The organism is Streptococcus sp. HMSC10E12 (assembly GCF_001807855.1).
GTDB lineage: Bacteria > Bacillota > Bacilli > Lactobacillales > Streptococcaceae > Streptococcus > Streptococcus salivarius.
The window spans coordinates 1-2296 of record NZ_KV791110.1; the positions used below are offsets into that span (position 1 = coordinate 1).

2 protein-coding genes and 1 pseudogene are annotated in these 2296 nt (G+C 33.5%); all 3 read right to left on the reverse strand.

Annotated elements, in window-relative coordinates; all coding sequences use genetic code 11:
* Positions 1–65: 65 nt before the first annotated feature.
* The gene (locus HMPREF3112_RS09200) at positions 66–671 is read right to left on the reverse strand and encodes a DUF1269 domain-containing protein (protein WP_037611158.1); all 606 of its coding nucleotides are present in this window, start codon (positions 669–671) and stop codon (positions 66–68) included.
* A 771-nt stretch (positions 672–1442) separates the two neighbouring features.
* Positions 1443–1958, reverse strand: a complete 516-nt coding sequence (locus HMPREF3112_RS09205) for a DUF308 domain-containing protein (RefSeq protein ID WP_032915554.1) — start codon at positions 1956–1958, stop codon at positions 1443–1445.
* Between the two features lie 218 nt (positions 1959–2176).
* Positions 2177–2296, reverse strand: a pseudogene (locus HMPREF3112_RS09210) (XRE family transcriptional regulator); the annotation flags it as partial.

The window sequence follows — 2296 nt, forward strand, 5'->3', positions numbered from 1 at the left end:
TTTGTTTTTCGTAATCAGAGATGGACTGTTTACCGATTCCTAATTACCTCAGTCTCTTCAGTCTGTTAATTTTTTTTCGAAAATTTCTCTTTAATATTAGCTTTCAATTTATCAAATTTTTCACGACGAGCTTCTTTTTTATCCGCAATTAAGCGAGCTTTAGCTTGATGCTCTAAATCTTCTTGAATTTTGAGAGCTGACTCTATCTCTGCCGCAACAGTAGCGACATCCCATCTAGCAATGTCAACCTGATACTTTTCAAAAATAGCATTTAAAACAGATTCATCATTTTCTTGTACAAGTGCAATAATAGCTACTTCGCCATTAGTCAACTTTTTACTAACGGTTGTAATTAATGCCGAATTGATCAATTCTTTGTCTGAACCAACGGAGGCGCCAATTGCTCCACCAGTAGCAAAACCAAAGAGAACACCTAGTGGTCCACCTAAAATTCCGATTAAACTACCAATTAATCCGCCTTCGAAATAATCATCTCCTAGGGAATTCATCAAGTCAAAGCTATCTTTGACGTTAATAACACCATTTTCAGCTTTTACAATTGAAGCCTGAGCTAATTTTGTATTTTCAGTTTGAACAAACTGTTTTAATTCTGAAAAGGCCTGAAAGGCTTCACTTTCAATATGAAAAATTGAGACAACAACATTTTCCATGGGCTTACACTCCTTTATTACTTTATAGAGATAGAATAAAATCTCCTATATTGTATAATAGTACAAAATACTGCTATACAAGGCGAATTGTAGCATACAATAATCTTTTATGTAATATACAATATATTACATAAAAGATTAAAGTTTTATTACAAAACTTATATTCTATAAATTAGGCAATTTTAAAATTTTGATTAAAAAGAAAGATTTAGATAGAGCTGTTGGTAGACTTAGGAAATTTTAAGAACATGCATTAGTTAAATTAAATGGTTCTTTTCAATTAAGTTTTAACTTCTATCTGGTAAGTAAAAGGAAAAATAATACCCGTGGTGCTAGTTAAACTCAAAATACAAGAAAAGCCTAAAAGGACTATACTGTAAGTGACAAAACTAAACAGGAGGATAGTCCAAATGAGCCACTTACATTAGTCCTGTGAAATACAGAACTAAATCCTTCACTTAAATTACTTGTCTAACTTTTTGGGGTCAGTACAAACAGTGCTTTTTTTGTTGAAATCGCAAAGAATCTAAGCTTTCTTTTTGCAGATAACATTCGCTCTTTTATTTTCGGTATGATTGAGTCGATGCCCCGTTCTCGACCGGTTATTATTGCAACTTATCGAATGCTAGAGCACTATGCCATCACTTTTTGGAAGAATACTTGGAGCAATTCTACGCAGAATGGAATGCGAAAAAGTGATAATTAAAGAGACAAAAAAGCTGAGAATATGATTTCCCAGCTTTTTTGAATGCGATAGAAATAGCAACTAGACTATTTACGAAAGGCCTCAATAATGTAGGTGAAGCCAGTAACTAAAAATGAAAAGGCAATGACATAAACGACAAAGACACCTGTAGCCACTGGATTGAACAGAATCACTAGACCTAGTAAAAATTCAAGCAAGGCTACCCACATGATATTGCTACCAATAATAGGGAAAATCAATCCTAGACGATTGCCTTTAAAGAAAGCAATAATGGCTTCTACAATTAACCAAATTCCTACAATGGTCGGAATGACGACCGGCAGGGTCACAAAGCCATAAGCAACGAGGTAAAGAGCTAAGAGAAGACTAACAAATCCTTGGAAAAGATAAACAGGTGAGCGAAGCTCTTTTGGTGCAGAGAAATAGCCTAAAATAGCTGCTATAGAAGAAACCAGTAAACCAAATGAAATCCACCAGCTGTAAGCAACAAGATTAGCTACTGGGTTTGTAAATAGGAAAAGTCCTAAAAGGACAAAAACAACTCCTGCAAGGAATAGCAGTAAACGATTAGAAAATTTCATTTCAATACCCCCTATATAGTATAGTCTTCTAATAAAACTATTGTACTTATTTTTATAGAAAATGTCAATAAAATAAATAAACAATTTGGAAGTTTCAGTCTGACTTACAAAAAGAAAAGGAGTTTTCACTCCTTTTCACAGATTGAAGACAAAGTCCTTATAAAAGTGTCTTCTAAAGATTTTAACTTCAATCTGAAGCGAGGTTATCCTCGCTTTTTCTATTTATCAAACAATTCCTTATTTTCAATTAAGAGTTCTAGTGGAGATTTATCCCTTGCTACAATAAAACCAGGTTCATATTGGTTATGAAGTGTTCTTTTCTGAGAAGTTGGATCAAT

Bases quoted from the DNA above. Each gene is read 5' to 3' on its own strand.
- HMPREF3112_RS09205 (WP_032915554.1), bottom strand. From the start codon at position 1,958: ATGAAATTTTCTAATCGTTTACTGCTATTCCTTGCAGGAGTTGTTTTT.
- HMPREF3112_RS09200 (WP_037611158.1), bottom strand. From the start codon at position 671: ATGGAAAATGTTGTTGTCTCAATTTTTCATATTGAAAGTGAAGCCTTT.